Genomic DNA, 26820 nt, shown 5'->3' on the forward strand with positions numbered 1-26820 from the left:
TCTTTATTCTTCTATTTTAGTATATTTTTCGAGTTTATTTTTATAATTAATCGAAACTCTAATTGCTTGCAAACCGCTTATACCCTGCAAATCATCAATTTCCAAATATTCAACATCTTTTTTCAAAAATTTCTTATCAATTAATAAATTGATATAATTTGAGTATTCTTCTTTTAGGATATCTTCGGTATAAATAATACAAATTTTGTGTGGCAAATTGATTCGTTCATTTGTTCCTTTCACAAAAGCTTTACTCAATCTTTTCTTAATTATTTCATATTTTGCATTGTTGTATCCATTAACATCAAAACGTTTCTCATCTAATTTGAACAAAATATCTATAGTGGTATTCGTTGCAAAAATCAACGAAGCAACCTCTACTTTTAGCGGTGTTTTTTTCTGAATTTCTTTATACGATTGCTCCATCGAAATCATCGCCTGTAATTGCCAATATCTAATTTCACGAATATTTTGATAGGAGAATTTTTTGAACGGCGCAATACTTCGTCCAACATACAAATTATAATCAATTCCATCTGTCTTGAAACGTTCGTAATAATGCGGAAATACACCTTGAGCATCTTTCTGAAAAGTATCTAATTTGTTCGACAAAAGTGAATTTGTCATTACAATTGTTTGGTCAAATTTTTTGCGATCTACATAAAATAATCCCGTTGTAGAATCTAATTTTTTTAGATATTCTTCGATAATTGATTTCTCATTGTCCTTTACATATTTGGGAATTTCAGGATGAATATGCAACGTAATGTAATCAAATAATTCGCTTTCGAAATAGATTTTATCTACATTATCTATTCGTTGCAAAAAATCAGTCAAATCGTCAATATAATCCAAAAATTTATTCTTTTTTGTACGATTATATAACTCGTTACAAATCAAAATCAAGTAATTAATCTGATTAGTATAATCCATTTTTAAACATTGATTTCGAATCACTGACGAATTTCTCACATCCAATTCACCATAAATTGGATATACATTTTGAAAAGAGATCTGCAATTTTTGTTTTGTATTTCCCGGATGCAATATATGTTCGCGAGCTTTTTCTCTAAATTTCCAATCTACACTTGGATGCAACGACGTATATTCGGTTTGTATATAAGCATTGATTTGATTCTCAAACTCTACCGTATAGCGATAAATAGATTCTTCTAAAAGAGGCGTGATTTCGCGCAAAAAGTTTGCATTAATTCGATTGAAAACTCCAGCTTCTTTCGAGCCTATTTCTAAAATACCTAAATGAGATTTTCCGTTTTTCAATGGATAAAGAATCAAACTTTTCAGACCAGATTCATTTGCCATTCTCAACATTTTATCTTGCGGAAACTTCTCCAAAGCTGCGTCAATATTAGAAACAACATAATAATCTGATTTCGATATTTTGTTCTCTAAATCAGCACAAAAAATTTGATTCAGTTTTATTTTTTTATGATTATCAATCAATAAACTATCATTCAATTGTAATAAATGACTAATTTCCAATTGATTTTTATCCGAATTATAAGCCGAAAAACCAACTTCTAAATTATTGATTCTAAAAATAGATTTTAATGCAGAAATAATATCATTTCGAACAATATTAAAAGGTTCTCCATAAGATAATAATTTAGATTTTAAGTTAGAAAGTGCAATTTCAGTCGTATTATCAAAAAATGAAACAAGATTAAACCCTTTTGCAATCCAAGATCCAATTGGAATTTTTCTCATCCACAAAGCTGTATCTTCATAATTATTCAACAACTCTTCAATTTCATCTTCAGTCAATTTAAATTTATCTTCGGATGGATAAATACGAAAATAATCATGGTTTATATCAGTCCCAAGATAAATTCTGTAGCCATTTTGATTGTCTATCACCAACTGATTTGATAGATTAAAATCTAAATTTTTATGATAATATTTCGATAAGATGAAGCAACAACAAAACTTATATAATGTATCATAATCTAAATCTTCAAAATTGAATTTTAGTCGTGATTCATTATTATCAATCAACTCTTTAAGTCGATCTGTTGCAAAAATAAATTTGTCAGAAAAAGGAAAAGTTATCGCTTTTAAATTATATTTTACAAATGGTTTAGGAATAATTTTCTCAATAATTGGCTCAACATCTTTAATAATTTTCTGAAAATCTTCAAATGTTTCAACACCATCAATCAACTCTGGTCGAGTAGCTTTCAGATATTCTAAAAAAGCTTTAAACTCTCCAAAGTTGTATTCAGATCGTTCTAATTCTTCAATCAGCGATTGGAACGAGTAAATAATTTTGATGGGTAATTTATCGATAAAATTTTCTTTCATATATGATTTAAAAATAACAAAAGACTACTAATAAAGCAGTCTTCAAGTTATTATTTTTTTTAGTCATTATCTTGTAAATACCAAAGTTTCTTCGGTAGAAAGGTTCTCATCAAAACGATAACCATCCACGTCAAATGCTTTCACTTGATCCAAAGTTTCAACTTTATTTTCTGCACAATAACGCGCCATTGCACCACGAGCATGTTTAAAATACATCATGATTTTTTTCAATTCACCGTTTTTGTAATCTTGAAACTCTACATCAATCATCGGAACTTTTAACGATTTTTTATCCAAAACTTTAGCATATTCATTACTTGCTAAATTTAAGATAAATTCTCCTTTTTTTAGTTTCGAATTTAGAAAAGGTGTCAAAATTTCTTTCCAAAAACCATACAAATTTTTCGAACCATGAACATCTAATTTCGAACCCATTTCCAAGCGATACAACATTACTTTATCCGAAGGACGCAACATTCCATAAAGCCCAGATAACAAAAATGCATGTTTATTGAAATAATCAAGTGCTTCGTCGTTTAACGTCTCAGCATTCAAACCTCTATACACTTCACCTTTGAAAGCTAAAGCTGCTGGAATAGCTTGTTTCGCAGTAGGTTTAACATTCCAAACCTGATTACGCTCCACATTCATTTCTGCAATATCTTTCGAAATTTTCATTAATTTTTCAAGATCAGTTGTACTCATCTCTTTCATAACATCCATAATTTTTTGCGAATGTTCTAAAAATTGAGGTGTTGTTGCTCTCCATTTAGCATTCGTTTCCAAATTCATCATCTTCGCTGGCGAAAGTAATATTTTCATGTATCAAAAAATCTTAATTAATAAAAAAAGTATTCTGTTAGAATAAAATCTAATTCAACTCTTCTTTAACAAAGATAAGAATTGTTTGCTTTAGAAAAAGTGTAATTATATTGATTAAAAATATTCACAGATTATAAATAACTATTAATTAATATCAAAAAGGATTTAATTAAATTTTCGGTTTTCTTCGTCAATCATTTTTTCGAAATCTGACTGACTTATCTGTTTTCCTTTGGTTGATTTATTTATTGTTCTCTATACTATAAACTTAATCTTTATCTACTCCTTGGCTATTCATTTCTTGTTGTTTCTTAAAAAAAGCATCCATTTCTGCTTTATACGTTTTGAAATCAACAATTTTCCCTTTCTTTGGTTGATTTATTGTTACATTTTTCTTAGCTTCTTTTACAGATGTTGCATTATAAGTAATAACCATATCAGCATCGTCGTTCGTTTTTCTTTCTAATTCTAAAATCAAACCAGGTAATCCCATATACTTATCAGGTCCCGAAGGAAAAGACAAAGAAGTAGCAAACCAAGCTGTAAACTCTTCTTTATTGATTTTTGCAGTTGCTTTACGAACATCAAAGCCTAAGACTTTTCTCTTGTCGCGCGTTATAGTCCAATTAATTTTAGGAATAGAATCTTTGATAATTCGATCCATCCCAAAGCCAACCGATTCGTGCATATAAAAGTTTTCAAGTAAGTTTTTGTAATATAATCCATTTCCTTGATTACTACTGTAGCTTACTGAATTTCCACTATTTAGTGTTGGTTTTTGATTATAATTAGAAGCCGTTTTATTTGTTATTAAAATATAAGGTTTAGGAATTTTCATTTGTTCAGTAAAGTATCTAATCGTTTCATCTCTACTTAATTTTCGGTTGTCAATTGTAACTGAACCTTGAGTTTTACTTGCGTCATATACTGTATATACATCATATTCTACCTCTAAAACATCTTGCGCATTTGCAAAATAACATAAGCTGCTTAATACAATCAATAATAATTTTTTCATAATTTTTATTTAGGTTAATCTTTATCTACACCTTGGTGTTCATTCGAACTTTGTTGGTTATAATCAGCTTTCAGCTTTTCAAATTCGGCTTTAGAAATTTCCTTAGCCTTGAATAATTTCTTAAATTCTAAATGATCTTTTGTTGTAACAGAAGTTGCTTTCAAAGAATAAGATGGATCAATAATTCCATTTCGAATAGATTCTATTTTTAATACCAGACCTGGAAGATTAATAAATTCTTTTGGACCAAAACGTTTGGGTAAACTTGGTGCGTACCAAATGATTGATTTATTATTGTCATTATATTTTACAACTGCTTGTTTAACATCAAAACCCAAATAAGTCGATTTTTCTTGCGTTAATTCGTATTTATAATGTGTCGAAATGGTATCAGTTACAAGGTATTTTTTATTCTCTATCATCCATTCTTGTTTCATTTTATTTTGATTGAAATCTTGTTCAAAATTATACGAAAAAATACCATACATCGTAACTAACGCATTCCCTTGAGAATTATTAATTTTCTCAATCTTAGAAAAAACACTTTTTCCTTTTTCTATTTGTAGTACATAATTTTTTGGAACAGAAAGTGCTTTTATAAAATCATCACCCAATTTTTCTTCCTTTCCATCCTTCCCAAAAAGACGAGGAATAGAAACCTCCTCGTATTCAATTTCTAATGCATCTTGTGCTTGTAACACAATAGAAAAAAGGCTTATAAAAATTACTAAATATTTCATTCAAAATTATTTTTTATCCACTCCTATTGAAAAAGATTCTCTCATTTTTTGACGAGATTCATCTTGCAATTTTTTAAAATCTTCTTGTGTTATTTCTTCACCTTTCATAGGTTTAGTTTTAGACATTTTCTTAGGATTTAAGGTAATTTTATCCGCTTCATAAGTCATAATCGAACCAAATTTACCACCCGTTTCGCTCACCGTTTTCAGAATCAAACCTGGCAATCCATTCACTTGATTTGGTCCTGCATCAACCTTAATATCTGGTGCAAACCAAGCTGCTATTTGCTTGCCTTTATCATTACCAATAGCTTTTTTTACTTTGTGACCCAAAATCGTATCTTCAATATCTGTAATTTTCCATTCATAGTCTTTATATGGCGTAACCACAATAAAATTCTGTTTATCTAAAACGACTTCTTGACGAAACTCTTTCTTACTTGTTTCATTAATCAAAGCTTTATATTCTCCTCCAATATTAATTGAAAAAGCCCCCATAGAGCTACCATTTTGATCATTATTAATGGTTTCTATTTTTTTGTAAACGGACTGATGATCACTATATTCTAATTGATAATAAATATTTGGAGACCCTCCAATTTTTATTGTACCTCCTCCTTTTTGTGCTTGCTCTCTTTCAAACTCCTTTATTTTTTCTTCATCATGCTTTATATCATATTTATAATCGACAATAAGCTTTTCTTGCCCAAAACCAAAATTCGAAAAAAGTAAAAATCCAGCTAGTAATAATTGTTTCATTATATTGTAGTTTTTAATTAATACTCTAAAATAATTTTTATTTTTTAATTCTACAACAATAGAATGCGTAATTAACACAACATTATGAAAAGAAAAAAAATCCAACTTAGGCTGGATTTTTTTTCTAAAAATTAAAATAAGTTTCTAAATTACCTCAAAATGTTTCAGTGCATTCCATATTCCGTGATTATCTGCAGAAGTTGTATAATAATCAGCCGCTTCACGAACATTCTCTTTCGCATCGCCCATTGCTACGCCTATTTTACAACCTTTCAACATACTAATATCGTTACCACCATCACCAAAAGCCATTGTTTTAGTTAAATCTAAATTATCGCGTTCAGCCATTCGCTCTATTCCACGCATTTTACTAATATTTTTCGGATTTATATCAGCAAAATATTCTATCCAACGTGTTCCTACACTGTTTGTCAACACATTTTTCATCAAATAATCTTCTTGTTCTTCGTTCACAAAAAAATTCATTTGCATAATATTATCTTTCGGCAAAGTTCGAGGATCAACCACTTCTGGAAGTTCCATTCCAAAATAAGCAAACGATTTTTCTACATTCTCATTCACACGATTGATACTAAACGCTTCTTTCGTCATATACGAAAATGAGAAAGGATTTTCATCATCATATTGTAACAAAGCCTCTATATCATTAGGGTTGATGTAATCTACAAAAAATGATTGACGGTTTTCGTCGGAGCACATTCCTCCATTATTATTGATGTAACCATCAAAACCATAATCAAAAATATGCTCAGGCATATCCACCATATTTCGTCCTGTTGCGATGTATATTTTTTTGTTTTTTTGTTTCAATAATTTCAACGCTTCGATTGTCGAATCACTGATTTCATGGTTTTCAAAACCTTGTAATGTTCCGTCAAAATCGAAGAAAAAAGAATCTATCATACTTTAGTTTTATCTTTTACAAAATTAAAAAAGCAACCTTTGTTTGGTTGCTTTTGCTGTTTATTTTAATGCTAATTTAATAATTTCTATTGCTTTATTGGTATCTTCTTCGGAAATATTGAGATGAGGACGCATTCGCACCGAGTTTTCACCACAAGGAAGAATAATCATATGATTTTCGAAACATGTTTTGATGAATTCTGAACGATCCAAATCTGATGAAAAATCAAACGCAATGAACAATCCTAATCCACGAATCGAATGAATTTTCTTCGTTTCTTTTGCGATTTCATTCAATTTTGATAAAATATATTTTCCTTTCTCTTCCGCATTTTCAACTAATTTTTCTTGTTCAATCACTTCTAAAATTAATTTGAAACGCAACATATCGATATAATTTCCACCAAAAGTCGAATTAATACGGCTTGATTCCTTGAAAACATTATTCGGAATTTGATCTAACTTTTCTTTATTCGCTAAAATTCCACAAACTTGTGTTTTCTTTCCAAACGAAATCACATCAGGAATCACATCATAATGCTGAAAAGCCCACATTTTACCAGTCATTCCCATTCCTGTTTGTACCTCATCAAAAATCAATAAAATCTCTTCTCTATCACAAATTTCTCTCAATTTCTGAAAGAATTCTTTTCGAAAATAATTATCTCCTCCTTCACCTTGAATCGGCTCAATAATAATACAAGCAACTTTATTTTTGCGTGTTTCTAAAGCATTTTCAATTTGTTCAATCGCACGTTTTTCAGCCTCAACAACCTTGCATAAATTATCTTCTGTAACAGGATAAATTCGTTTTGGATTTTCAATTCTTGGCCAATCAAACTTTGGAAAATATTCGTATTTACGAGGATCTTTCGTATTCGTTAGCGATAATGTATAACCAGAACGCCCATGAAAAGCTTGTTTAAAATGAATAACATCACTTGCTTCTTTCTCAATTCCTCTCGAAAAGTTTAATCTTGTTTTCCAATCAAAAGCCGTTTTCAATGCATTTTCTACTGCCAATGTTCCACCAGAAATAAAAAATAAATATTGCAATTCTTTCGGCATCGCTACACGCTCAAATGTATCAATTAAATCGGCGTAATCTTTTGTATAAATGTCTGACATCGCAGGTTTATTGACTGCATTTCGACCTAAAAAATCTATTTTCGCCATCAAATGTGGATGATTATAACCAATCGCAGTCGAAGCAAACATTGAAAATAAATCCAAATATTCAATGCCATTTTCGTCTACAACATAGGATCCATGCGACTTATCCATATCCATTACAATCGGATATCCATCTGCCAATATATGTTTTGCTAATCTTTCGTGTACTGTACTCATCTCTGTAAATTTTTAAAAATCAAACTTAATTCCTTGCGCCAATGGCACTTCTGTCGAATAATTAATTGTATTCGTTTGTCGTCGCATATACGCTTTCCAAGCATCCGAACCTGACTCACGCCCACCTCCAGTTTCCTTTTCTCCACCGAAAGCGCCGCCAATTTCAGCTCCAGAAGTTCCGATATTTACATTTGCAATTCCACAATCAGAGCCTTGCTGACTCAAGAATAATTCAGCTTCACGAAGATTATTTGTCATAATAGAAGACGATAAACCTTGTGCCACATTATTCTGAATTTCAATTGCATTTAACACATCTCCAAAATATTTGATTAAATATAAAATTGGAGCAAAAGTTTCATGTTGAACAATATCAAAATGATTCTCAACCTCAGCAATAACAGGCTTTACATAGCAACCGCTTTCAAAACCATTTCCTTCTAAAATTCCTCCTTCAACGATAATCTTTCCTCCTTCTTCATTAATTTTTTCTAATGCTTTTGAATACATTTCAACCGCATGTTTATCAATCAACGGTCCAACATGATTTGCTATATCCAACGGATTACCTATTTTTATCTGTTTGTAAGCATTTACTAACGATTCTTTTACTTTATCATAAATCGATTCATGAACAATCAAACGCCTTGTTGTTGTACAACGCTGTCCAGCCGTACCAACTGCACCAAAAACAGCCGAAGTCAACATAATTTTTAGATCAGCATCTGGTGTAACAATAATCGCATTATTTCCACCTAATTCTAAAATTGTTTTACCCAAACGAGCTGCAACAACTTTATTCACTTCAATTCCCATTCGCGTAGAACCTGTTGCAGAAACCAAAGCCACACGGGAATCTTGTGCAATCAATTCTCCAATTGTTTTATCGCCCATCACCAAAGAAGAAACTCCTTCTGAAATATTATTTGCTTTTAAAACTTCTGCTAAAATATGCTGACATGCAACTGCACATAAAGGCGTTTTTTCACTTGGTTTCCAAACAACAACATCACCGCAAACCATCGCTAAACACGTATTCCAAGACCATACAGCAACTGGAAAGTTGAAGGCAGAAATAACGCCGACAACTCCAAGCGGATGATATTGATCGTACATGCGATGCAAAGGTCTTTCCGAATGAATTGTCGAACCATATAATTGACGCGATAATCCAACTGCAAAATCACAGATGTCAATCATTTCTTGCACTTCACCCAAACCTTCTTGATAGGATTTTCCCATTTCGTACGAAACCAATTTTCCCAAGGAAGCTTTTTTCTCACGAAGTTTATCTCCAAATTGACGCACAATTTCTCCACGTTTCGGAGCAGGAACCATTCGCCATTCTTTGAAAGCAACTTGTGCCTCTTTTATCACTTCTTCATAATCATCTTTTGTTGATGATTTTACTTTTCCAATCAATTTTCCATCTACTGGCGAGTAAGAAGAAAGCTCTTCACCTTTTCCAAACCAAGTATTTCCTGTTGATGTTCCAAGATTTTCGGAAGAAATACCTAATTCTTTTAATTCGTTTTCTATCATTTTTTTGTGTTATTTTGTGTTTTTAACTTTTACCTAAATTAGTCAAAAGTTTCATAAATTAAAATTTTTAATAAATATTATTCAGAATAATTTTTAATTTAATGAATAATCGTTAGATTTAATAAAATAAAACCGCATAAAATGAATTCAACTACAGATTATTTTAAGATTGATGATTTATTAACCGAAGAACATAAATTAATTCGTCAATCTGTTCGAGATTTTGTGGATAACGAAATAAAACCTGTGATAGATGATGCCGCGCAACATCATAAAGATATTCCAGATTTAATGAAAAAATTAGGTGCAATTGGTGCTTTAGGACCTTATATTCCTGAAGAATATGGAGGTGCAGGCTTGGATCAAATGTCGTACGGATTAATCATGCAAGAATTAGAACGCGGCGATTCGGCTGTTCGTTCTGCTGCATCAGTACAATCTTCGTTAGTGATGTATCCAATTTTTTCTTTTGGATCAGAAGAACAAAAACGCAAATATTTACCAAAATTAGCTTCAGGAGAATTCGTTGGAAGTTTTGGATTAACTGAACCAAATCATGGTTCAAATCCAGGCGGAATGGAAACTCGTTTAACAAAAAATGGTGATCATTATATCTTAAATGGAGCAAAAATGTGGATTACAAATTCACCAATTTGTGATATTGCAGTTGTTTGGGCAAGAGATGAAGAAGGAAAAATTCGTGGTGTAATTGTAGAACGCGGTATGCAAGGTTTTACAACACCAGAAACTTTGAATAAATGGTCATTAAGAGCTTCAAAAACAGGTGAATTAGTTTTCGAAAATGTGAAGATTGAAGAATCTCAAATTTTACCAGAAGTGAGTAGTTTACGCGGACCATTATCTTGTTTAAATTCTGCTAGATACGGAATTTCTTGGGGTGTAATTGGTGCTGCAATTGATTGTTACGAATCAGCTTTAAAATATTCATTAGAACGAACACAATTTGGAAAACCGATTGCTTCTTATCAATTACAGCAGAAAAAATTAGCTGAATTTATTACAGAAATAACGAAAGCTCAGTTGTTATGTTGGCGATTAGGAACACTGAAAAACGAAAATAAAGCAACGCCTGAACAAATATCAATGGCAAAACGAAATAATGTAAAAATGGCTATCGATATTGCGAGAGAGTCACGACAAATCATTGGTGCAATGGGAATTGTAGGCGATTTCCCTATGATGCGACATGCTGCAAATCTTGAGTCTGTAATCACTTACGAAGGAACACATGATGTCCATTTACTAATAACTGGCGCAGATGTGACAGGAATTAATGCTTTTGTGTAAGATATTTTTCCATACAATCAGATAATTTTATAGGTTTACAATTCGTTTGTAAACCTTTTTTATTTTATCACACATGAAATTGAAATCAATTCTACTTATTATTTTTTGTATTCAGGCTATTATTCTTGATGCGCAGGAAACCTACAAAATTACGTATGAACGCTTTTCGAATGGAAAAAAAGTCGAAGAAAATAACCCCATACAAGTTATTGCTAATACAAAAGAAACAGTTATTGGAAAGCAACAAAGTTTTAGTTATTCATCAAATTATCCTGATGAAATGTTTTATTATACCAAAACAAATCCATCAATTATTTCCTTGATTACACAATTTGATCCGACTAATTCTATCATTACAAATGATTCGGTTGCGTTTAATAAATCTGTTTTCACAATTTCTAAAGAAACGAAACGAATTTTAGGTTTACGTTGTAAAAAGGCGACGACAAATATCAATTCGAATACAATAGACGTTTGGTTTGTTGACAATATGGATTTGAATGCCTCACCAACAATGGTTGGAATGAATTTGGGGTTTGTTTTAGAACTTACTCGAAATAATAATTCAACCATTCGAGCTTCAAAAATAGAACGTGAAAAAGATTTGATTCCAAGTCAATTTATTCAAAAAGAATTGCATCAAAATCGAGTTGATTTATTGACATATAAAGATATTATTTGGAAAAGTAAATTTGTCGATATTCCGCTTTTATCACATCAACAAGTTAATTTTAGTAAAGATTTTTCGTCAAATGATTCAATTTATCGCTTTGCAAATGGAACTGTTGTAATTCGAAAAATTAAAATTCCTCAAATTAAAGTAGGAAGCCAAGTTTTCTTAAATGTTTCGCAACAATCAAATGGTGATGCTTACGATAGAACAGGTTCTGTATTTTTGATTCCACGTGATTCTAAAATTACATTTATGGATGGTTTACAAAAAGGAATCAATCAATTACCAATTTATACATCAGCAAATAATAAAAAATATCAAGGTTATTTTTTAACTGAAAATTATTCACCAACGATAGAATTAATGCGATTTTTCACACCTTTTGGAATCAAAAAATTCAATCATATTCAATTAAAAAATCAAACTTGGGAAACCGAAGCAAAATATCGTCAAGAAATCACAGAATTCCAAGGTTTATTATCTAATCAAGAGGTTTTAATCGGTTTCTTTATTGGAAATTATGATCAAGGCGGACATATTATTTCTGCCAATATTTCTGTTCATCCATCAGGTTCTACAACAATGCCAATTAAAAAGGCTTTACCAATTTTCAACACTGCAAATGTGATGGAAATGGCTGGACAAGAATACCCTACTTTATTCGAAAATCCGAATGGTTTTACGGTAGAATTCACGCTGAAAGAAGATTACAACAATGCTAAATTAAGATTTACAACAACTGGACATGGCGGTTGGGAAAATGGAGATGAGTTTGTTCCAAAAGAAAATAGTATTTTTCTTGATGGACAAAAAGTATTTAATATAGTTCCTTGGAGACAAGATTGTGGTTCGTATCGCGCTTATAATCCTGCTTCTGGTAATTTTGATAATGGTTTATCATCATCAGATTATAGCCGTTCTAATTGGTGTCCTGGAACAATCACAAATCCATACTTCATAGATTTAGGCAATTTAAAAGCCGGAAAACATAGTATACAAGTAAAAATACCGCAAGGAAAACCTGAAGGAAATAGTTTCAGTTATTGGAATGTTTCTGGTGTTCTTTTAGGAGAATAGTTTTTTTTAGAGCAAAAAGATTTATTAAACGTCTTTTTGCTCTATTTTTTTATGATTTATCAAAACCGTTAACCAATCTACAATACAATATCTTGATAAACTTGCTCTTTAATAGATTCATTCAATATTTCATGTCTCAAGTTTGGATATAATTTTATTGAAACTTTTTCAAAACCATTTTGCTCTAAATCTTTATACGATTGCAAAACTCCTTTACCAAAATCACCAATTGGATCATCTGCTCCACTCACAAAATAAATAGGTAAAGATTGCGGTATAGCTTTTGTCCAATTCTTTTTTGTTGCTTGTATATTTAAATTAATCAAAGTATAAAAACCATTAACAGTGAAAGGTATTCCACAAAGAGGATCTTTCAGAAAATTTAAACGATTTAACTCATCTAAACTAAGCCAATTAGTTTCATAAAAATTTTCTTCATTTTTAAAATATTTATTATTTGATTTTAAAAAAATAATATTAAGTAATTTACTTCTTTTATGAGGAATCAATTTATTTAGAAGACTTAAAAAACTACTCAATAATTTAATTCCAGGAATTCTACCTCCTGTTCCCATAATTATAGCACCATCAAAATGATTTCCATATTCTTGAAGTAGGCAACGTGTTATAAACGATCCCATTGAATGCCCCAAAATAAAATGTGGTAATAAAGGATATTGATCTTCTAACCATTTTACCATAATTTTAGTATTTTCAATCAGTTTTTCTGTTGGACTATCTAAACTAAAAAAACTATAATCTTCTTCTATTTTCGCTGTTTTTCCATGTCCTAAATGATCATATAACAAAACTAGAATTCCTTTGTCCGTCAAATACTTTGCAAAATTCTCATATCGCCCACTATGTTCTTGCATACCATGGACAATTATCAGTGTTGCTTTAATCTCATCTTCTGGAAGAATTACTCTATAATAAATATTTTCTAGTATTGACATTTTTATTAAGATTTAATTATTAATTTACAGTTTTACTCATTCAAAATCAATATTTTTTATAAATAAACCATTGACTTTTTCAACAAATTTCAAGCTAATAAATAAGATCTAAAATTTCTAATTTTTACAACTAAAAAAACGAGGTAAAATAAAAATTAACCTCGTTTTTTTTATGATGTACGATAATTTTACTTTTTAGTTTTAATTGTATTCTTATAGATCTGTCCATCTTTAATAATCACTAAAAAATTTTTATCAGGATTAGCAATTAATGATAAATCTTTCAACGGATTTCCATCAACCAAAATCAAATCGGCTAAAGCTTGTTCTTCAACAACGCCTAATTTCCCTGGATATGGACTTCTTAAACCAGATAATTGCAACAATGGTACATGCCTATACGCCGAGAGCTGTGCAACGTGCTGTGGAAGCAGGAGTGAAGTCAATTGAGCATGGTCAAATGTTAGATGAAGAAACATTAAAAATTCTTGCCAAAAAAGGAGTTTGGTTAAGCCTTCAAAATTTGATGGATAATAATGAAAACATGGACGAGCAGCGAAAAGAAAAACGTAAACCAGTTTTGGATGGTCAAGATAAAGTTTGGCCTTTAGCAAAAAAACTTGGTGTGAAGCTTGCATGGGGAACGGATTTCTTGTTTGAACCTGAGTTGAATGATGATCAAAATAGTTACATATTACGTCTTCAAAAATGGTTTACAAATGCCGAAATTTTAAAGATGGTTACGCAAGATAATGGAGAATTACATACGTTCCCCAATCTTCAGCAGCATCAACTGCAGCTTTCATTTCGTCAAAAGTATATTGTGTAACATCAATCGGATCATAAGCAGAAGACGTTCCTCCACCTGCCATTAATTTGATTTGACTCGCACCAAAACGTAAATTCTCTCTTGTTGCAGTCAAAACTTCATCTCTTCCATCAGCAATAAAAGTAGCTCCTAATTCCTCTGCACGAGATGCTTTACCAAAAAAACGACGCGAACGTTCATCAGGAGTTCTAAAATCTCCGTGACCAGCTGTTTGACTAATCGTTGCACCCGAAGGCCAAATTCTAGGCCCTGCAACTTTACCTTTATCGATGGCTAATTTCAAGGGAAAAATTGGCCCACCAGCATCACGAACACTCGTAAAACCACGCATCAACATTTTGTGGGAAGCTTCGCCAACCTTATTCATTAACATTTCTTCGGACATATCTGGCGACATCATTTGCGCCATCGTCAATGAACCAAATACCATGTGTACATGAACATCTATCAAACCTGGCATCAACGTTTTTCCTCCTCCATTAATTTTTACAACGTCTTGATTAGGTGAAGAAATTTTTGCAGAACTAATTTTTTCAATTTTTTGCCCAGAAACCAAAACATTCATCGGCGATGTTAATGCTTGAGTTTGATGATCTAAAATTCTAACATTTTCAATTAAAATCTGTTTTGTTTGAGCAAAAGTAAAAGTGGTAGCGAGAAAAAAAAGTGCTATTATCGACTTTATTTTCATAATTTATTGTTTAATTGCCCTAAAGATACGTTGAATGCGTGTAATTTGAGGATAAAGTTTAAATTAAAAATATATTCATTTAAATCATTCAAACAAAAACCCAAATTTACTTTTTATTAAAAGAAAATACTATATTTGTTGACAACCAAAAGGTTTTAACTTAATTTTCCTTGGTGATAAAGATTTTTAACTGTTTTGAATTAAATAGACAAAATCTTGTTTTACGGCTTATCTTCTTCCGACTATAATCGTTTGTTAAGGAATAAAATTTAATAAAAAATTAGCAATCAATACACCTTTTCTACCCAAATAATCGGATAGAATTTTGTAAATTTGTAACCAATACATTAGAAAATTTAATGGAATATAATACACTTCGTTCGCAATTGATTATTCCAGAATATGGTCGTCATATTCAAGAAATGGTAAATCATTGTAAAACAATAACAGACGAAACAGAACGCAACGGATTTGCCGAAATTATAATTGAAGTAATGGGAGAATTAAATCCTCACTTGCGCGATGTACCAGATTTTCAACATAAACTTTGGGATCAACTTTTTATCATGGCAGAATTTGATTTGGATGTAAAATCTCCTTATCCAATTCCGACAAAAAAAGATACGGTAAATAGTAAACCAAATAAAGTAGAATATCCAAAAAGCATCTATAAATACAGATATTACGGAAACAATATTCGTAAAATGATTGATGTTGCTGTAACGTGGGAAGAAGGCGAAAAACGCGAAGGTTTGTACTTTGCGATTGCCAATCACATGAAAAAATGTTATTTACTTTGGAATAAAGATACTGTTGATGATCAAGTTATTTTTAATCATTTGTACGAATTATCTGATGGTAAAATTGATTTGAGAAAAGTTGATGATCATTTGGTTTCTCCTGATCGTTTAAATTCGAATAATAATCATTCAAACAACAATCAAAACAATAGAAGTTACCAAAACAATAATCGTAATCATCAAAATAACAACAATCGAAATAATAACCAAAATTCGAATAATCGTCAAAACAACAATAACCGAAATAATCAAAATAACAACAATCGAAACCAAAACGTTCGAAACAATAAAGGTTAAATCAAAACTATTTAATACAACTAAATGGCTACATTTCAAATAAAGGGAGGGAAACCTTTGAAAGGAGAAATTACTCCGCAAGGTGCTAAAAATGAAGTACTACAAATTTTATGTGCGGTTTTATTAACCAATGAACAAGTTCGTGTTAAAAATATTCCAGACATCCGAGATGTCAATCGTTTGATTGAAATTTTGGGTGATTTAGGCGTAAAAACACAAAAAAATGGAAAAGGAGATTTTACTTTCCAAGCCGACGAATTACGATTAGATTATTTAAAAGGAAAACAATTTCGTAAAGATGGTGCTGCATTACGTGGATCAATCATGTTAATGGGACCACTTTTAGCTCGTTTCGGAGAAGCTTTTATGCCGAAACCTGGAGGAGATAAAATTGGGCGTCGTCGTTTAGATACGCACTTCGAAGGTTTCTTTGCGTTAGGAGCAAAATATCGCTTCAATCCAGACGAAGATTTCTACGGTGTAGAAGTAGACGAAAACGGATTGCAAGGTTCTTATATGTTATTGGAAGAAGCTTCTGTAACAGGAACTGCAAATATTATTATGGCTGCAGTTTTAGCAAAAGGAACAACAACTATTTACAACGCTGCATGTGAGCCTTACATTGAACAATTGTGTAAAATGTTGAACCGAATGGGTGCTAAAATTTCTGGAATATCTTCGAATCTTTTAACGATTGAAGGAGTTGAGAAGTTAGGCGGAACTGAACATACATGTTTACCAGATATGATTGAAATTGGATCATGGATTGGTTTAGCTGCCATGACAAAATCTGAATTAACAATCAAAAATGTTTCGTGGGAGAATTTAGGTGTTATTCCAGATGTGTTCAAAAAATTAGGAATCAAATTAGAGCGTCGTGATGACGACATCTATATTCCAGCACAAGAACATTACGAAATCGAGCGTTTTATTGACGGTTCTATCTTAACAATTTCTGATGCGCCTTGGCCAGGATTTACACCAGATTTATTATCAATTATCTTGGTAATTGCCACTCAAGCAAAAGGAAGCGTTTTGATCCACCAAAAAATGTTCGAGTCTCGTTTATTCTTCGTGGATAAATTAATTGATATGGGAGCGCAAATTATTTTATGTGATCCACATCGCGCAACTGTTATTGGTCTTAATCACGAAACTCCTTTAAAAGGAGCCGAATTAACTTCTCCAGATATTCGTGCTGGTATGTCTTTATTGATAGCTGCCCTTTCTGCAAAAGGAAAAACTGTTATTCATAATATCGATCAAATTGACCGTGGTTATGAAGATATCGATGTACGTTTACGTGCTATTGGAGCTGATATAATTAGAGCTTAAAAAATAAAAAATGCAATCTATTATTGAGTTTATCACTAATTTTGTTCAACGCCCAGACAAGGTATTAATGGACATTATCAATAATTACGGTTATTGGATATATGCTATTTTATTCTTGATAATTTTTGCTGAAACAGGCTTAATTATCATGTCATTTTTAATGCCTTTTTTACCTGGAGATGCACTAATCTTTTCGATTGGAATGATTGCAGCAAGCGATGATCAAAACCATTTGCATATCGAATATATTATTCCATTACTGATGGTTGCAGCAATTCTTGGTGATAACGTAAATTATTATGTTGGACGAAAATTTGGTGGCTGGATTTTAGGACGAAAAGACTCGTGGTTTCTTAAAAAGAAACATATCGAAAAAGCAACAGAATTTTTTAACGAAAATGGTAAAAAAGCAATTATTATCGCTCGTTTTATGCCTGTTGTTCGTACAATAATTCCATTTATTTGCGGTGTTACAAACCTTAATTATCGCACATTTATTACCTATAGTTTTATAGGCGCGGTACTTTGGGTTGGTGTTATTTCTCTTTTGGGACACACATTAGGTCAGTTTGACATTGTAAAAAATAATTTAGAGAAATTCATTTTCGGAATTATATTATTGGCGAATATGCCGTTGATTATCCGAATTGTGAAAGCTCAATTCAATAAAAATAAAACAGAAGAAAGACAATTTGGATTAATCGGAAGAAATATTTCCTATTCATTTTCTAAATCTTATTTTGCTGAAAAATTTAAAAACGAAAACATTGTAGACGCTGTCTACAATGTTTTTGATTTACAGCAAATCGATGAAGTAGAAAAAGTATTCGAAACCGAAGGTTTAGTGGGCTTTAATGTTACAATTCCTTACAAACAAGAAATCATTCCATTTTTGGACGAATTATCACCAGAAGCTAAAGCAATTGGTGCGGTTAATACAGTTTTGATACAAGATGGAAAACGAATCGGGCATAATACAGATTGTTATGGTTTTCATCATTCGATAGAACCTATTTTAGAACCTCATCATAAAAAAGCATTGGTGTTAGGAAATGGAGGTGCTGCAAAAGCGGTTTTTTATATTCTTGATTTATTGAAAATTGAATATAAAATAGTTTCAAGAACAAAAACTGAAAATCATTATTCATATGATGAATTAAATAAAGAAATCATTCATAATCATCAAATTATTGTGAATTGTTCGCCAGCTGGTACTTTTCCAAATACTGAAATCGCTCCACTTCTACCCTACCAATTTATCAACGAAAATCATTTATTGTACGACTTGATTTACAATCCACCATTGACAAAATTTTTAGAAAATGGTCAACAAAATGGAGCCAAAATAAAAAATGGTCACGAAATGTTGGTTCTACAAGCCGAAAAAGCTTGGGAAATTTGGAATAATCGTACAAAATAGACTTGATATTGTCCTCAAATTTTATTAGATTTGAGAAACAAAACTTAATTTCTTATGAATACTGAAATGGATAACCTGCAAAATGCAGACGGAGAACAATTACCTAAACCTGCAAATACAAACGACTCTAACACGGAATCTTACAAAACGGTAGAGTTAACGAACCAAGAAAAAATAAGCGATATTTCGTTCAAAGATTACGAAAAATTTAGTTTTGATGTTTTGATTAACGAAGCAAAAAATCTATTAAGCAAATATGATGTTCAAGAGATTCGCGAGCATTTTAATCAAATTCGTGATGCATTCAAAACTAAATTAGAAGAAGATGAAGCTGCAAAAAAAGAAGCTTTCTTAAGTGAAGGTGGTGATGAATTAGATTTTAAATACGAAACATCTTTTAGAGCAAAATTTAACGCTGTTTACAACGATTTTAAAAATCAATTAGCAGTTTTTCATAAAGAAAACGAAAAAAAGGAATCTGATAATTTAAAGGAACGTTTAGAAATTATTGACGAATTGAAAGCCTTGTATCAAGAACCAAGTGATTCTTCGGCGGCAATGTTCAAGAAATTTCGTGAGTTAAAAACTCGTTGGCACAATGCAGGAAGAATTCCGAGCAAAAATGCTGAAAATGTATTCAAAAATTATTTTTTCCACTTAGATAATTTCTACACATATTTGGATATGAATAAGGAATTGCAAACATTGGATTATGCACATAATCTGGAAGTTCGTCAATCGATTATTAAACGTGCAGAAGAATTAATTGGAGAGCAAAACGTGCAAAAAGCTTTGAATGAATTGCAATATTTGCATCGTTTATGGAAAGAAGAAGCCGTCCCTGTACAAGAAGATTTGCGCGAACCAACGTGGCAAAAATTCAAAGAATTAACAAATAAAATTCATGACCGTAAAGGGGAATTGAATGAAAAAATAAAACAAGAGCAAAAAGATAATTTAGAAAAGAAGAATCAAATTATCGCTCGTATCAAAGAAATTTCTGAGCAAGCAACAACAAAATCGCATGGCGATTGGCAAAAAGCTATTTCTGAAATAAACTCTTTGCGTGAGAACTTTATCACAATTGGACGTGTTCCGAAAGATAAAAATTCTGCAACTTGGGAAGCTTTCAAAGAAGTGACAAGACAATTTAATCACATCAAAAATGATTTCTATAAAAATCTAAAATCAGAGCAACAACTGAATCTTGAAAAGAAATTGGCTTTGTTAGAAATTGCAAAACAACATACGGAAAGCACGGATTGGAATGCTTCTGTACAAGTGATTAAAAAAATCCAAAATGATTGGAAAAAAATTGGACATGTTCCAAGAAAAAATTCAGACAAAATCTGGAAAGAATTCAAAGATACATGTAATCAATTCTTTGATCGTTACAAAAAACGTCACGAACAAGCGAATCAAAAAATGGAACAAAATTTAGAAAAGAAACAAGCTTTCTTAGACGATTTCAAAAATCAAACGATTTCTGAAAACAAAGAAGAGGCGTTGAAACAACTAGAAGAAATCCAACATAATTGGACAAGTTTAGGAAAAGTTCCATCAGAAAAAACTTCAATCAATCAAGAATTTACAGATGTTTACCACAAAAAATTAGATGCTTTAAATCTTTCTAAAAATGAATTGAACGATTATAAGTTGAAATCATTTGTCAATAAAGTAAAATCTGGAAATAATGGAAATTTATTGGATGACGAGATTAGAAAAACACGTAAAATAATTGAGGATTTAGAAAAAGAAATCAATCAATTGGATAATAATGTACATTTCTTTTCGAATGCAAATGAGAATAATCCTTTATTAAAAGACGTTTACAAACAAATTGACGATAAACGTAAAAAATTAATTGAAGCAGAAATCAAACTGAAAACATTATTCAATATTGATTTTAATGCATAATTTTTAGGCATGACACAACAATCTATCGATGAGCAATATATGGCTCGTTGTATACAAATTGCAACAAACGGGTTAGGAACAACATATCCTAATCCGTTTGTTGGTTCTATTATTGTACATAACAACAAAATTATAGGCGAAGGTTTTACGTCAGAATATGGCGGACCGCACGCCGAAGTGAACGCTATTAATTCGGTTAAAAATCAAGAATTATTAAAAGAATCTACGTTATATGTTACGTTAGAGCCTTGTTCGCATCACGGAAAAACGCCTCCTTGTGCGGATTTGATTATAGAAAAAGAAATTCCAAAAGTCATAATTGGAACTTTAGATCCTTTTGCGAAAGTAAATGGGCAAGGTTATTTACGTTTGTTGAAAAATGGTGTTGATGTAACGCTTGGTGTTTTGGAAAAAGAATGTATCAAACTCAATAAGCGTTTTATAACATTTCATCAGAAAAAACGTCCATATATTATCTTAAAATGGGCGCAAACAGAAGACGGATACATGGGGCGTGATGATGTACAATTGTGGATTACAAACCAATATACAAAACAGTTAGTACATAAATGGCGAACGGAAGAACAAGCTATTTTGGTTGGAAAAAACACCGCTTTGATTGATAATCCACAACTTAACACACGATTATGGAAAGGAAATAATCCGTTGAGAATTGCGATTGACAAAAACTTAGCGATTCCGAGAAGTTTCCATTTGTTTGATCAAACACAACCTACTGTAATTTTCAATTCGATTGAAAATTGTTCTGAAGAAAATTTAGAACTTGTTCAATTAGATTTTACGCAAAAAATATTGCCACAAGTGATGGATTATTTATACGAAAACAATGTTCAATCCTTAATTATTGAAGGTGGAAGTGATACCATACGACATTTTATTGATGCTGATTTGTGGGATGAAGCACGAATTTTGAGCTCGGATACTATTTGGAATGAAGGAATTTTAGCTCCTCGACTGAAAGGAACACGAACTGAAAAACATCGTTTTCTGAATGATGAATTAAATATTTTCGAAAATAGAATAGAAATTGAAGAGCCTTAGATTTTAAGGTTCTTTTTTTATTTATGATTTATTTGAATTTATTAAAATTTTCGTTTAATAATTATTTCAGAAAATTTATTCTTCTCAAATTCTATGTTATTTATTGATTCAACAAGAAAACTCATTTTATAAAATTTATTTTGTAGCTTAAATATTAATTTCCCACCAACATTATCAATTTTATAATTAAAAATATTTTGTTTTTTTGTTACATAGCAAAATGATGGTTCATTACAATTTTGGCAATCAATTAAATTTACTTTATTATTTTTCAAAAATCTAAATTCTATTGTACGACGAAATTGAAATTTAGATTTTCCAATTGAACTATTATAAATCTTCAGATTTTCAGTTTTGTAAAACATACTATCTTGATTATCTGTAATAATTCTATAATTATAATCTATCATTGAATTATTAATGATCCTTTTAAATTCCTTCTTTGAAATACTCTGGCAAAAAGAATACTCGAACACATTAGTATGAATAAAAATAAATAAGCTTTCATTTATATTAAATTTTTTCATCATTCATAAATATAAAACCTTTTTTCTTTAAAAGTACTATTTAAACTATCTTTGCGCTACTTTTCAATACAACATGACGGACAATTATCGTACAATCGAGAAAGCGGTGGAAGATGTAATTTTCAAAGAATTGGGTAGTAAGTTTATTAATTTTGCTTATCCAATTGAAAATGAAGATGACATCAAAATTTATTTGGATCAATTACGCGAAATTCATCCCGATGCAAATCATCATTGTTACGCGTACGCTCTTGGTATAGATGGTAAAAATCATCGTGCAAATGATGACGGTGAGCCAAATGGTTCGGCTGGTTTACCAATTTATAATCAAATTTTATCAAGCGAAATCACCAATGTTTTAATTGTTTCTGTACGTTATTTTGGTGGAACAAAATTAGGAATTCCTGGTTTGGTAAAAGCCTATAAATATGCGGCACAAGTTGTGTTAGAAGAAGCAAATATTGTAGAAAAATTTGTTTCAAAACGTGTGAAAATGGTTTTTAACTATGATCAACAAGGAATTGTAGAACGCAATGTCTATCGGATTTCTGGAGAAATTAAAGACAAACATTTTTCTGATAAATGTATGTTTACAATTTCAGTAAGAGAAAGTAAATTGGAAGAATTTATTCGCATGTTTGACGAATATTATCAAATGGAAATTAAAATTATTGACTAATGCTAAATAGCTTAACTTCTTTACGTTTTTTCTTTGCTTTTGTCGTTTTCTTAAGCCATTTAACGTTTGTAAAAACTGATTTAGCTTGGTATAATTATCTAAAAAATAACGTCTTTTTCGAAGGTTATCTTGGTGTTGGTTTTTTCTTTATTTTAAGCGGATTTGTTATAGCGCTTAATTACGAAAAGAAAGTCATCGACAATCCAAATTTTGATAAAAAGAAGTTTTATATCGCGCGAATTGCTCGAATTTATCCACTTCATGTCCTAACCTTTTGTGTCATGTTACCATTTGTTATCATCAATGTTTGGCAAGGTTATTTTCATTGGGATATTGCAGGTGCGAACTTATTTTTATTGCAATCTTATATTCCGGTAAAAGATTTTTATTTCTCTATTAATAACGTTTCCTGGAGTATTTCGACCGAATTATTTTTCTATTTGATGTTTCCTTTTTATGTGATTTGGTTGCATAAATTCCCGAAACTGAAATATATTTTATTACTAATTATTCCGATTATTATTTTTGCAGAACCTTATTTCAGAACAAATATGAAATTGGAAAAAGCGATTTTTTACATCAATCCAATTGTTCGCAGTTTCGATTTTATTTTAGGAATTATTACCTGTCAAATCTATAAAAAGATAAAAGATACGCCTATCAATTTTTCGAGAGGAACTTTAATAGAAATCGCTGCAATTGCTGTTTTGGCAATCTTTTTCTACTTCCACAATGATGTTGCGAGAGCTTTTCGTTACGGAATTTATTATTGGATTCCGATGGTTGGAATTGTCCTAATTTTTGCTTTACAAAAAGGTTTCTTTTCGAGAATTCTTCAACATAAAACATTGGTTTATTTAGGTGAAATTAGTTTTGCATTTTATATGATTCATATGATTGTGATAAAATATGGAAATCAATATTTACCGAAAATCAATGATTTTCAGAAAATTGGAATTTATTTCGTAATTGCTTTAATTTTAAGTGCATTAACGTTTGAATATTTTGAGAAACCCGTTGCGAAGTGGATCAAAGATAAAGTGAAGTAGTAGCGAGTATTTCTAAAAAATTAATTCAAATAGTTGATTATAACTGAGATTGTGACAATAATAATTGAAACAACAATCAAAATATCTAAGTAATTTATTTTTTTTGAACCAAAATTTGTAGTTCGTTTGCGTTTTCGTGAATACACTATTTCTTTGTTCATTTTTTAAAAGAAAATAAGCCGCGAGTTACCACGACTTATTTGTCAAATAATTAATAGTACATTATATAGTTAAAAGTTCTTAGTAATCCTATTACTGGTACTTGTAGCAACTTCCTGTTTTCTTTGCCGATTTACCTGTCATTTTATCAGATAATAGTAGAATAAATGGACATCTAACTTCTGCAGCTTGTTGTTTTAAAACTTTTTCTGCACGCTCATCTTTTCCATTTCCAGTTCTGAAGTTAATCATACCTGTTTTAGATTTTAAATCATCTCCTTTTTTCAAACCTGCAACCAAAGATTTATCTTCCAAAATAATCACTTTCCCCCAATCTTTATCGTCAGTAATTTCAATTTTATCAGAAACATCCTCAATACGAGTGCTTTTCCCGTAAAATACTTTATTAACAGAATATTTACTCAAAGACTGTATAGCATCTTCTCCATCATACGTATATTCTACTGTAAATTCTCCCACACGCTTAATCTGACCTTCGATAATCTCACCAGAATGTTTGTAAATTTTATCTACTTGTCCAAATGCTAGCGAAGCCATAAGACCTAACCCTAAAATAAAAATGTTTTTCATTGTTAATTGTTTTAAATATTGACTTAATTTTAATTGATTTCTAAAATACTTTCAGTTTCGTTGATTGTAATTATGGTTTTTAGAGGACTAGATTCCAGTAAACCATAATTTTCTTTTAGATTGGTGGTCGGTTTTTTCAATAAATCAATTAATTGATCAATTGATTCTTGATAAATTTTCTTTTTTGTAGAGTTCTTAACTAAAGAGATATAATACGTCTTATAGTTTTTCTTAATTGGAGCTTCTTTTTCTATTTCTTCTGCAATATTTTTAAAGAAACTTGTTCTATTTTCAGAATTTTTGACCACAATACGCTTTATATTTTTCCCTTCAGTTTCAACCTCAATATTCAACGTATATGGTTCAATTTTTACTGAATTGTACATTACTTTTTGGTTTCCAAAATTATCTTCAATAGATGTAGAAGAAACCTTATAAAAATCCTCTAACTCATTTACACGATTTCCAATAAATTGTTTTAAATTTTTGTAATCCAAATTTTGAGAGAAACCTAAACTACACAACAGTAGTAATAAAGTAGATAAAATAATCTTCATTTTTAATAAATAATTAGCTATTAACACCAGATTTATGTGCTAAATAAATTCTTTGCAAATTTTAGGATTCAGTACTTAAATTCCTATTTTTGCAGGAGTAGTTATGAGGTAGTTTAACGATTACTACCTACAGGTAGTTGAATTACTTTACTAAATATCAGTTATATAATAAAAATGAATAACAAAACACTTTTTATATTCTTTACTCTATTTTTTACCCAGGTAGGGACAGGAAACACTATAAATTCCGAAATTCTAAAGAAAAAAATTTCATCTTATAATGAAATTGGTTCATTTGATAAATCAATTATCAAATTGGATAGTATTATACATTCTAAAAACGTAACGAATTACGATTTATATAATTTGTATTTGTTAAAATATCTTACGTATAAAACATTATTAAATTATCCAGAAGCAGAAGAAAATTTAAACGTTGCTGAAAAATATGGTTTAAAGAGTTCGAAATATAAAGTCGAAGTTGAGACAAGAGTTTTAATTGAACGAATCTTCATCCAATTTGATTATTTAAAATATGATAAGGTTAAGGAATTGCTTCAAAAAGTAAATAAATCTAATTTAAAATATTTGGATGCAGAAACTTATGGCTTTTATATTTCTGTTTTAGGCACAATGAATAGTTTAAATAAAAATTATATTCAGGCAGAAAAAGATTATTTGGAAGGTATAGAAATTTTGAAGCAAAAATCTCCCAAACATTTACCTAATATTTATAGAAAGCTTTTACACTTATATACAGAAACAAAGGACAATAAGAAGGCTTTAGAAGCTTTTAACAAAGGTTTGTATTATGCAAAACATTATAGTATAAAACTTTATATTTTGAATATGTATGAATCTCTTACTTAGTATTATGCGCAGAATGAAGATTGGGAAAAAGCATACAAAACAAGATTAATTGTAAATGATCTTGCAACTGATTATGATGCAATTAATCAAAGTGGAAAATTACAAAATTTAGAACGAGAAATTATTAATAAACGAAATGATTTAGAAGTTCGAAATCAAAAAAATATCCGATTATTTCTAGTTATTATTTCTACAATTCTAATCATATTATTAATTGTTCTTTATAAATTCTACAAGATAAACATCGAAAAAAGAAAACTTGTTGAAAATGAAAATGAACGGATGAGAAATAAACTTTCTGATTTGATTAATCATTCGAATAACGCAAATCAAGTTGAAAAGAAAATCATTTTAAGTGATTATAATCTTTCGGAAAGACAACTGGATATCATCGAATTAGTGAAGAAAGGATTTACAAATAAAGAAATTGCAACTGAACTCTATATTTCTGAGAATACCGTGAAATATCATTTAAAGGTTATTTACAATACTTTGGGAATAGAAAGTCGTAATTCGTTGTAAATAAAGGCAATATCCAAAAAACTG

Annotated in this window: 26 protein-coding genes; 12 read left to right on the forward strand and 14 right to left on the reverse strand. The window is 30.4% G+C overall.

Translation table 11 applies throughout. The features are described 5' to 3' along the window. Positions 1–3: 3 nt before the first annotated feature. The 8 genes from B4E59_RS07910 to amaB form a co-directional block, all read right to left on the reverse strand. Entirely contained in the window at positions 4–2322 is a 2319-nt protein-coding gene (locus B4E59_RS07910; protein ID WP_291052396.1) for a hypothetical protein, read from the reverse strand. A gap of 66 nt (positions 2323–2388) precedes the next feature. After that, complete coding sequence (gene yaaA, locus B4E59_RS07915) at positions 2389–3144, reverse strand: peroxide stress protein YaaA (protein ID WP_038336050.1); 756 nt, start codon at positions 3142–3144, stop codon at positions 2389–2391. A 268-nt stretch (positions 3145–3412) separates the two neighbouring features. Continuing rightward, positions 3413–4162, reverse strand: coding sequence for a GLPGLI family protein (locus B4E59_RS07920; protein WP_291048958.1), 750 nt, complete (start codon positions 4160–4162; stop codon positions 3413–3415). Positions 4163–4176: 14 nt separating this feature from the next. Next, a complete protein-coding gene (locus tag B4E59_RS07925) occupies positions 4177–4902 on the reverse strand; it encodes a GLPGLI family protein (protein WP_291048960.1) in 726 nt (241 codons plus the stop codon). Positions 4903–4908: 6 nt separating this feature from the next. Further along, positions 4909–5661 (reverse strand): GLPGLI family protein, encoded by a 753-nt coding sequence (locus tag B4E59_RS07930; protein ID WP_291048962.1) that lies wholly within the window; start codon positions 5659–5661, stop codon positions 4909–4911. Between the two features lie 144 nt (positions 5662–5805). Next, the gene (locus B4E59_RS07935; protein ID WP_291048964.1) at positions 5806–6585 is read right to left on the reverse strand and encodes an HAD family hydrolase; all 780 of its coding nucleotides are present in this window, start codon (positions 6583–6585) and stop codon (positions 5806–5808) included. A gap of 60 nt (positions 6586–6645) precedes the next feature. Further along, entirely contained in the window at positions 6646–7935 is a 1290-nt protein-coding gene (lat, locus tag B4E59_RS07940) for an L-lysine 6-transaminase (RefSeq protein WP_291052399.1), read from the reverse strand. Between the two features lie 12 nt (positions 7936–7947). Next, on the reverse strand, positions 7948–9477 hold the full coding sequence (amaB, locus tag B4E59_RS07945) for an L-piperidine-6-carboxylate dehydrogenase (RefSeq protein WP_115000947.1): 1530 nt from the start codon (positions 9475–9477) through the stop codon (positions 7948–7950). Positions 9478–9618: 141 nt separating this feature from the next. Here amaB and B4E59_RS07950 point away from each other — a divergent pair, with 141 nt between their 5' ends. Together B4E59_RS07950 and B4E59_RS07955 are read left to right on the forward strand one after the other, a co-directional pair. After that, a complete protein-coding gene (locus B4E59_RS07950) occupies positions 9619–10785 on the forward strand; it encodes an acyl-CoA dehydrogenase family protein (RefSeq protein WP_115000948.1) in 1167 nt (388 codons plus the stop codon). A gap of 73 nt (positions 10786–10858) precedes the next feature. Continuing rightward, positions 10859–12535, forward strand: coding sequence for a PNGase F N-terminal domain-containing protein (locus B4E59_RS07955; protein ID WP_219034907.1), 1677 nt, complete (start codon positions 10859–10861; stop codon positions 12533–12535). 77 nt (positions 12536–12612) lie between these two features. Here the strand turns inward: B4E59_RS07955 and B4E59_RS07960 are convergent, their stop codons facing one another. Together B4E59_RS07960 and B4E59_RS07965 are read right to left on the reverse strand one after the other, a co-directional pair. Continuing rightward, on the reverse strand, positions 12613–13491 hold the full coding sequence (locus tag B4E59_RS07960; RefSeq protein WP_291052404.1) for an alpha/beta fold hydrolase: 879 nt from the start codon (positions 13489–13491) through the stop codon (positions 12613–12615). Positions 13492–13679: 188 nt separating this feature from the next. Beyond that, positions 13680–13877 carry a hypothetical protein gene (locus B4E59_RS07965; protein ID WP_286495762.1) on the reverse strand — a complete coding sequence of 66 codons (198 nt, stop codon included), beginning with the start codon at positions 13875–13877 and terminating at the stop codon, positions 13680–13682. On the opposite strand from B4E59_RS07965, the gene B4E59_RS07970 reads away from it, so the two are divergent. After that, entirely contained in the window at positions 13877–14320 is a 444-nt protein-coding gene (locus tag B4E59_RS07970) for an amidohydrolase family protein (protein ID WP_286495761.1), read from the forward strand. The two genes, B4E59_RS07965 and B4E59_RS07970, sit on opposite strands and share 1 nt — an antisense overlap. On the opposite strand, the gene B4E59_RS07975 is transcribed toward B4E59_RS07970, so the two are convergent. Next, positions 14232–15011, reverse strand: coding sequence for an amidohydrolase family protein (locus B4E59_RS07975; protein ID WP_286495760.1), 780 nt, complete (start codon positions 15009–15011; stop codon positions 14232–14234). The two genes, B4E59_RS07970 and B4E59_RS07975, sit on opposite strands and share 89 nt — an antisense overlap. A 359-nt stretch (positions 15012–15370) precedes the next feature. Here B4E59_RS07975 and B4E59_RS07980 point away from each other — a divergent pair, with 359 nt between their 5' ends. From B4E59_RS07980 to ribD, 5 genes are read left to right on the forward strand one after another with little or no spacing between them, the layout of a single operon-like run. Continuing rightward, on the forward strand, positions 15371–16108 hold the full coding sequence (locus B4E59_RS07980; protein ID WP_038336666.1) for a DUF4290 domain-containing protein: 738 nt from the start codon (positions 15371–15373) through the stop codon (positions 16106–16108). Between the two features lie 24 nt (positions 16109–16132). After that, entirely contained in the window at positions 16133–17443 is a 1311-nt protein-coding gene (gene murA, locus B4E59_RS07985; protein WP_291052409.1) for a UDP-N-acetylglucosamine 1-carboxyvinyltransferase, read from the forward strand. A 10-nt stretch (positions 17444–17453) separates the two neighbouring features. Beyond that, positions 17454–18863 (forward strand): VTT domain-containing protein, encoded by a 1410-nt coding sequence (locus B4E59_RS14590; RefSeq protein WP_312067109.1) that lies wholly within the window; start codon positions 17454–17456, stop codon positions 18861–18863. A gap of 54 nt (positions 18864–18917) precedes the next feature. After that, positions 18918–20780 (forward strand): DUF349 domain-containing protein, encoded by a 1863-nt coding sequence (locus B4E59_RS08000; RefSeq protein WP_286495758.1) that lies wholly within the window; start codon positions 18918–18920, stop codon positions 20778–20780. Positions 20781–20789: 9 nt separating this feature from the next. After that, positions 20790–21842 (forward strand): bifunctional diaminohydroxyphosphoribosylaminopyrimidine deaminase/5-amino-6-(5-phosphoribosylamino)uracil reductase RibD, encoded by a 1053-nt coding sequence (ribD, locus tag B4E59_RS08005; protein ID WP_219034899.1) that lies wholly within the window; start codon positions 20790–20792, stop codon positions 21840–21842. 41 nt (positions 21843–21883) lie between these two features. On the opposite strand, the gene B4E59_RS08010 is transcribed toward ribD, so the two are convergent. Continuing rightward, entirely contained in the window at positions 21884–22369 is a 486-nt protein-coding gene (locus tag B4E59_RS08010; protein ID WP_291052412.1) for a hypothetical protein, read from the reverse strand. Between the two features lie 73 nt (positions 22370–22442). Between B4E59_RS08010 and B4E59_RS08015 the strand changes: the two genes are divergently transcribed. Together B4E59_RS08015 and B4E59_RS08020 are read left to right on the forward strand one after the other, a co-directional pair. Further along, positions 22443–23048, forward strand: coding sequence for an IMPACT family protein (locus B4E59_RS08015; protein ID WP_219034897.1), 606 nt, complete (start codon positions 22443–22445; stop codon positions 23046–23048). Then, the gene (locus B4E59_RS08020) at positions 23048–24097 is read left to right on the forward strand and encodes an acyltransferase family protein (RefSeq protein WP_219034896.1); all 1050 of its coding nucleotides are present in this window, start codon (positions 23048–23050) and stop codon (positions 24095–24097) included. Before B4E59_RS08015 ends, B4E59_RS08020 begins: the two co-directional genes overlap by 1 nt. A gap of 252 nt (positions 24098–24349) precedes the next feature. Here the strand turns inward: B4E59_RS08020 and B4E59_RS08025 are convergent, their stop codons facing one another. Continuing rightward, positions 24350–24847, reverse strand: a complete 498-nt coding sequence (locus B4E59_RS08025; protein WP_244957947.1) for a hypothetical protein — start codon at positions 24845–24847, stop codon at positions 24350–24352. Between the two features lie 29 nt (positions 24848–24876). Then, complete coding sequence (locus B4E59_RS08030) at positions 24877–25404, reverse strand: hypothetical protein (RefSeq protein ID WP_147280012.1); 528 nt, start codon at positions 25402–25404, stop codon at positions 24877–24879. Between the two features lie 174 nt (positions 25405–25578). Here B4E59_RS08030 and B4E59_RS08035 point away from each other — a divergent pair, with 174 nt between their 5' ends. Both B4E59_RS08035 and B4E59_RS08040 read left to right on the forward strand, forming a co-directional pair. Continuing rightward, positions 25579–26274: a hypothetical protein gene (locus tag B4E59_RS08035; protein ID WP_291048991.1), complete on the forward strand. Its 696-nt coding sequence runs from the start codon at positions 25579–25581 to the stop codon at positions 26272–26274. Between the two features lie 282 nt (positions 26275–26556). Then, positions 26557–26796 (forward strand): helix-turn-helix transcriptional regulator, encoded by a 240-nt coding sequence (locus B4E59_RS08040; RefSeq protein ID WP_219035088.1) that lies wholly within the window; start codon positions 26557–26559, stop codon positions 26794–26796. Positions 26797–26820: the final 24 nt, after the last annotated feature.

It is taken from the genome of Empedobacter sp. UBA2044 (assembly GCF_002333005.1).
Lineage (GTDB): Bacteria > Bacteroidota > Bacteroidia > Flavobacteriales > Weeksellaceae > Empedobacter > Empedobacter falsenii_B.